This window comes from Hungatella sp. (assembly GCF_046966825.1).
The window spans coordinates 8654-14769 of sequence record NZ_JBKVCZ010000157.1; the positions used below are offsets into that span (position 1 = coordinate 8654).

At 49.3% G+C, this 6116-nt stretch carries 7 protein-coding genes and 1 pseudogene; all 8 read left to right on the forward strand.

The features are described from left to right. Nucleotides 1-231, forward strand: a pseudogene (locus tag ACLTD4_RS29190) (transketolase); the annotation flags it as partial. After that, complete coding sequence (locus tag ACLTD4_RS29195) at nt 219-1175, forward strand: transketolase family protein (protein WP_181991310.1); 957 nt, start codon at nt 219-221, stop codon at nt 1173-1175. The pseudogene ACLTD4_RS29190 and the gene ACLTD4_RS29195, both read left to right, overlap by 13 nt. A gap of 367 nt (nt 1176-1542) precedes the next feature. Continuing rightward, nucleotides 1543-2442, forward strand: a complete 900-nt coding sequence (locus tag ACLTD4_RS29200) for a hypothetical protein (protein WP_117623572.1) — start codon at nt 1543-1545, stop codon at nt 2440-2442. Between the two features lie 8 nt (nt 2443-2450). Further along, nucleotides 2451-2708: a helix-turn-helix domain-containing protein gene (locus tag ACLTD4_RS29205; RefSeq protein WP_002603248.1), complete on the forward strand. Its 258-nt coding sequence runs from the start codon at nt 2451-2453 to the stop codon at nt 2706-2708. Nucleotides 2709-3119: 411 nt separating this feature from the next. Beyond that, nucleotides 3120-4193, forward strand: coding sequence for an RNA ligase RtcB family protein (locus ACLTD4_RS29210; RefSeq protein ID WP_117623592.1), 1074 nt, complete (start codon nt 3120-3122; stop codon nt 4191-4193). 10 nt (nt 4194-4203) lie between these two features. Beyond that, a complete protein-coding gene (gene prfH, locus ACLTD4_RS29215) occupies nt 4204-4809 on the forward strand; it encodes a peptide chain release factor H (protein ID WP_055660947.1) in 606 nt (201 codons plus the stop codon). 5 nt (nt 4810-4814) lie between these two features. Further along, on the forward strand, nt 4815-5408 hold the full coding sequence (locus ACLTD4_RS29220; protein ID WP_055660945.1) for a DNA-3-methyladenine glycosylase I: 594 nt from the start codon (nt 4815-4817) through the stop codon (nt 5406-5408). A gap of 76 nt (nt 5409-5484) precedes the next feature. Then, complete coding sequence (locus ACLTD4_RS29225; protein ID WP_117623573.1) at nt 5485-5985, forward strand: nucleotidyltransferase domain-containing protein; 501 nt, start codon at nt 5485-5487, stop codon at nt 5983-5985. Nucleotides 5986-6116: the final 131 nt, after the last annotated feature.

Consider the following 6116-nt stretch of genomic DNA (forward strand, 5'->3'; position numbering starts at 1 on the left):
CATGTAATCTGCATCGACGGCCATGACTTCGCCCAGATCGAGCAGGCATTTGCAGAGGCAAGAAATACAAAGGGAATGCCGACCGCCATTATTGCAAAAACCTTAAAGGGCAAGGGAGTTTCCTTCATGGAAGGAGCTGTAGCCTGGCATGGTGCTGCTCCAAACGACGAGCAGTATCAGGTGGCAATGGCAGATTTGGAGAAAGCAGGTGAAGCGTTATGCCAGAGATGAAAGAACAATCCGTAAAGAAGATCGCTACGAGAGAAAGCTATGGCAGCGCTCTTGCGGAGCTGGGAAAGCTCAATGACAAAATCGTGGTCCTGGATGCCGATCTGGCAGCCGCGACAAAGACGGGAGTTTTCAAGAAGGTATTTCCGGAACGCCATATCGACTGTGGTATTGCGGAATGCAACATGATGGGCATTGCCGCCGGCCTTGCTGCAACAGGCATGGTTCCATTTGCAAGCACCTTCGCCATGTTCGCAGCCGGTAGAGCGTTCGAACAGGTTAGAAACTCCATCGGATACCCGCATTTAAATGTAAAGATTGGTGCGACTCATGCAGGAATCTCCGTCGGTGAGGACGGCGCGACACATCAGTGCAACGAGGACATCGCTCTGATGAGAACGATCCCCGGCATGGTAGTGATCTGCCCGGCCGATGACGTGGAAGCGAGAGCCGCCGTCAAGGCCGCGGCCGAGTATGAGGGCCCGGTTTATATGAGGTTTGGCCGTCTGGCTGTGCCGGTGATCAATGATAATCCGGAGTATGAATTTAAGATCGGAAAGGGCGTAGTCTTAAAAGAAGGCAGCGACTTGACTATTGTGGCTACCGGTCTGGAAGTTGGCCACGCACTGGAAGCGGCAAAGCTTCTGGCCGCAGACGGACTTGACGCCGAAGTGATCAACATTCATACCATTAAGCCTCTGGACGAAGAGCTTATCGTTAAATCCGCGAAGAAAACAGGACGCGTGGTGACTGTGGAAGAGCATTCCATCATAGGCGGACTTGGAAGCGCTGTCTGCGACTCCCTGTCCGAGAATGCTCCGGTACCGGTCTTTAAGATCGGAGTACGTGACGTATTCGGCGAGTCCGGCCCGGCCGCAGAGCTGATTCATAAGTATGAGTTGGATGCAGAGGGAATATATAAGCAGATAAAGAGTAAGTGGTATTAAAAGAAATAGCAGCAAGAACAGTAAGAACAGTAAGAACAGCAGCAGGCCGTGATATGGAAGAGTTGGTTCCCGTATCACGGCTTTTTTGTGTGAAAGGAGAGTGAAGATTTTACGCAAAGGCGATTAGGCAAGACGGCTTTTTCTGTATTGTGGATCAAGTTCATAGACTTGTAAGAAAAATATAAAACAGCATGCATTGAAATTGTGAGAGTATAGTGGTATAATCTAAGTAATAAGTAATAAGTAATAAGTAATAAGTAATAAGTAATAAGTAATAAGTAGTAAGCAGCAGGTATCAATCATCAAAAATCAATCAACAAGCACAGCAGGCAAACATCAATTGGCGTAAGCCGAAAGGAGATATCCTATGAATGAGTATACATTATCACAACAATACGCCCTGGTTGGTCTGGATGGCCAGGATTCCATACATATAACCACAGCCAAGAGTGCGGTCTGCCGCGGAATTGCGGCTGCAAAGCTTCTGGAGAGGCTTATATTATCGGATCATCTTGATTTAGAGGCTGTAAAAGAGGAACTGGATGCAGGATTTAAAGAGATTCGCGGCATCGGCAGGAAGGAAGCCCACGGTCTAGAGACTGAAATGGCGGAAGTATTGAAGGCCAGGGGCGTCCTCGATGAGATACCGGATATTCTGGCGTGCGATATTAACTACAGCAGCATGAATATGGACCTCAGAACCTACCGCAGCGACGGAACAGAATACCAGCGTATCGTTGAGGGCGTCCGTGCTGAAATCCTGGAGGACGGCGCGGTGACCCTGGAATGCGCATGTCTGGTGTGGCTGTTCCGAGAGAGCGGATGTATCCATGATATATTTTCTGTTCAGGAGCAGGAGAGACTGTCTGCCCGTATGATTGAACTGGCAGCGCAGGATCCGGTTGTCAGAGTGGTATGGAATTCAGACATTTACCGGTGGACGGAAAAATTGTCGCAGCAGCTGCTGGGTGCGAAAAAGAACTTCTTTAAAAACCCGTATATGGAGGGCGTCAATTTATTATTTCCATTTTTGGACAGAAGACAGGCCGTTTTCATTGATTTCGTTGTTCTTGGAACGAATGTGGCGGGCAGGCGTCTGGCAATGATGACCTATCTCTCCGAAAAGGGCCACTATGTAGAGGAAGCCAAGAATGGCTCGGAGACGCTCTTAAAGGTAGATAACTACTATTACCGGGTATTCCCAATGACAAGGGTCTATTACAAAATACCAGTTCAGGGGGCGAATCTGGTTCCGGTTTACAGGTAGGTGATGGAATGTCAAGACAGAGAAGCATGGAAAAGATCAGCAGCTCTGAGTATGTGTCAATCGGTGAACTATCCAGACTTACCGGCTGCCGCTACAGTACACTGAAGTATTATACAGAAGAGGGCATGCTTCCTTTTGAGCAGGAGGAAGAGAATCTCACAAGGCGGTATCGGCGGGTCGAGACTGTGGAACGAATAGAACGGATCAAAAGGCTAAAGGAAAGCGGAAAGACGATACCGGAGATTAAAGAATTGGTTAAAGAATAAATGACGAAGACGCGCAGATCCCGCACATAGACGGCTCAGGAATGGCGGTGCGGGATTTCCTGTGCGGAAAATAAGCCGGGGCAGACCGGGAAGCAGAGGCCGACAGGGCTGCGAACTATAACGCAAGTCAGAAAGTTAAAGAAATAGTCATTGACATTTTTAGAAATCCGTTTTATAGTATCCATAGAATAAAGAGGGCGTACAGTCCTTTATGAGCAAAGGAGTGGTTGTTATGTTGGCAAACGAAATGAAAAGGGTGAAAACAAGATAACGATAGAATAGACAGGGACTGGCGTATAATAGCTTTATTTTGCTGCGCACGGCTTGTTGTCGTGTTTTTTTTGTACCATTTTTCGGGATTCCGGGGAAATGGGACGTATGGCCCTGTCGGCTCATAAAGGAGATTATGATTTGGAAAGAGAAAATTGCATATTGATCAGCAACGGTAAAAACTGGATTGAACAGGCGGCGATCGACCAGCTTCATGGAGTCGCGAATCTGCCGGGAGTGGTGAAGACGGCAGGGCTGCCGGATCTGCATCCGGGAAAGACTCCTGTAGGAATGGCGGTGTTAAGCAGGGAGCGGTTCTATCCCCATTTAATCGGCAACGATATCGGATGCGGGATGAGTCTGTTTTCCACAGGAGTGAAGCAGAAGAAATTCCGTATGGATAAATGGGAATCGAGGCTTAACCAGGTTCGGGAGCTGAGCGATATTCCGTGCGATAACCCTTATGAAGAAGTTTGCCCCGTCAGGGATTTGGGAACCATCGGCACAGGAAACCATTTTGCAGAGTTTCAGTGTCTGGAACACGTTTACAGAGAAGAGGAGGCCAATCGCCTGGGGCTGCTTCATGGACGCCTTATGTTGCTGATCCACAGCGGTTCCCGGGGATATGGGCAGGAGATTTTAAACCGGTATTATTCGCCGGAAGGGCTGGCGGAAGGCTCGAAGGAGGCGGAGGACTATCTGAAGGAACACGACTCGGCGATTCTGTGGGCCGGGAGGAATCGTATAGTGACTGCGAAAAAGCTGCTGACCTGGCTGGGTGTGGAGAGGGAGGTAACCCCGCTTTTGGAGAGTTGTCATAACTATCTGGAACGGACGGAGGATGGCTGGCTTCACCGGAAGGGAAGTGTATCGACGAAGCATGGAGCCGTGGTCATTCCGGGATCCAGAGGAAGCCTGACCTATGTATGTGTACCGGCTGCGGACACGTCCGTTTCCCTGGACTCTGTGTCCCATGGCGCGGGCAGAAAATGGGCCAGAAGTATCTGCAGGAGCAGGATTGACCAGAAATACGACAGGGATTCCATCAGAAGCACAAAGCTTAAGAGCCGCGTAGTCTGCCATGATACAAATTTACTGTTTGCCGAGGCGCCGGAAGCCTATAAAAATGTGGAGCAGGTGATCGCTTCCCTTGAGGACTACGGACTGATAACCGTTGTTGCGACGCTGCGGCCGCTTATCACATTTAAGGGTTAGGGGGCTGCGCATGAGAATACAGATAAGTTCCGGCCAGGGGCCGGCAGAATGTGAACTGGCGGCAGGTCTGCTCTATGAGGAATTAAAGAAGGAGGCTTCCGATATCCGGCTGCTTTCCTTCACGCAGGGAAAGAAGCGGGAGGGATTTTCCTCGATTGTGTTTGAGACAGAACACGATTTTACTGGCTTGGAGGGCAGTATACTGTGGATTTGCAGGAGCCCGTACCGTCCGGAGCATAAACGGAAGAACTGGTATGTGGATGTTAGTATTTTAGAGGCGGTGCCGCGGGTGACAGAGGAGAAACTGGTCCGCTTTGAGACCTTTCGGAGCGGCGGAAAAGGCGGCCAGAATGTGAATAAGGTGGAGACTGGTGTCCGTGCCATCCACATTCCTACAGGAACCGCAGTGGTGTCCACAGAGGCCCGGAGCCAGCATATGAATAAACAGATTGCATTGAACCGCCTGTGCGAAATTCTGGCGGAAATGAATATGGAGAGCGGACGAAGGGAAAAGAACCTGGCCTGGATGGAACATGCCAGACTGGAGCGTGGAAATCCGGTTCGGGTATACGAGGGAAGATCGTTCCGGCTTAAGACGGAGAAAAATGGGGGATAAGACAGATGGAACAGGAGACAAGATGCGGCTGGTGCCTGATCAATGAACCGATGATCCAGTATCATGACTGCGAATGGGGAGTACCGTCTCATGACGACGGAAAGCATTTTGAGTTTATGCTTATGGAGGTCATGCAGTGCGGGCTTAACTGGAACATGATGATACAGAAGAGGGAAATATTCAGGAAATGCTTCTGTGACTATGATTTTAAGCGGATTGCAGAGTTTGGTGAGGAGGAGATCGCTGAAATCCTTCTCGTCCCCGGCATGATCCGTTCCAGAAGAAAAATCACGGCAGTCATACACAATGCCAGACAATTTATGAAGGTGGAGGAGGAGTTTGGCAGCTTCGACCGGTATCTTTGGGGCTTTACGGATTATAAGACGTACGTTTACCGCAGGCATCAGGAGGGTGAGGCGGAAGCGAGGAACGAATTATCGGATCAGGTGAGCGCGGATTTGAAAAAGCGGGGCTTTAAGTATATGGGGTCCATCACGGTATTTTCTCATCTGCAGGCCTGCGGCATCATCAATGACCACCGTCCGGATTGTTTCAGGTATGAAGCGCTGCTGAAAGAGACGGAATGGGAGTATCGGTAAGAGAGAGGGCAGAAGGGCATTTGAGATGCAGACCGATAGAATGAATAGAAAATGAAAATGAAAAGCGAGGTGCCGGATGGCAAAAAAGGAAACTGTAACGCAGGAAGATTTATTTGAAGTGCTTGATATGATAGAACAGCTGGGAATCCGTTACTGGCTGGATGGCGGCTGGGGTGTGGATGCGCTTGTTGGAAGGCAGACGAGAGAACACAGGGATGTGGACATCAATTTCGATGCCGCGTGCACCGAAAAATTACGGCAGAAGCTGGAAGAAAAAGGGTATGAGGTAGTAACAGACTGGAGCCCTGTCCGTATAGAGCTGTACCATCCCCAATTGAGCTATATCGATATTCACCCATTCGTCTTAAAGGAAGACGGAACAGCAAAACAGGCCGACTTAGAAGGCGGATGGTATGAGTTTGAGGCCGATTATTTTGGCAGTGCCGTTTTAGACGGAAGAGAGATACCGTGCATCTCAGTGAAGGGGCAAAAGATTTTTCATACCGGCTATGAGCCGCGGGATGTGGATAAACATGATATGAAAAATATTGAAGAACTGATGGGCGGCGTTTTGTAGAGCGGGCTTGATGTATGTATTTAAAAGATAACGAAACAGCAGGGAGCGACGATATCAATCGTCGCTCCCTGCTGTTTCGTTATGTTGCGGTTTCACGGCACAACGCACAAGATGTGTGACACCTCAGGAAA

Coding starts and splice junctions, on each gene's coding strand:
- ACLTD4_RS29195 (WP_181991310.1), top strand. CDS start 219: ATGCCAGAGATGAAAGAACAATCCGTAAAGAAGATCGCTACGAGAGAA.
- ACLTD4_RS29200 (WP_117623572.1), top strand. CDS start 1,543: ATGAATGAGTATACATTATCACAACAATACGCCCTGGTTGGTCTGGAT.
- ACLTD4_RS29205 (WP_002603248.1), top strand. CDS start 2,451: ATGTCAAGACAGAGAAGCATGGAAAAGATCAGCAGCTCTGAGTATGTG.
- prfH (WP_055660947.1), top strand. CDS start 4,204: ATGAGAATACAGATAAGTTCCGGCCAGGGGCCGGCAGAATGTGAACTG.
- ACLTD4_RS29220 (WP_055660945.1), top strand. CDS start 4,815: ATGGAACAGGAGACAAGATGCGGCTGGTGCCTGATCAATGAACCGATG.
- ACLTD4_RS29225 (WP_117623573.1), top strand. CDS start 5,485: ATGGCAAAAAAGGAAACTGTAACGCAGGAAGATTTATTTGAAGTGCTT.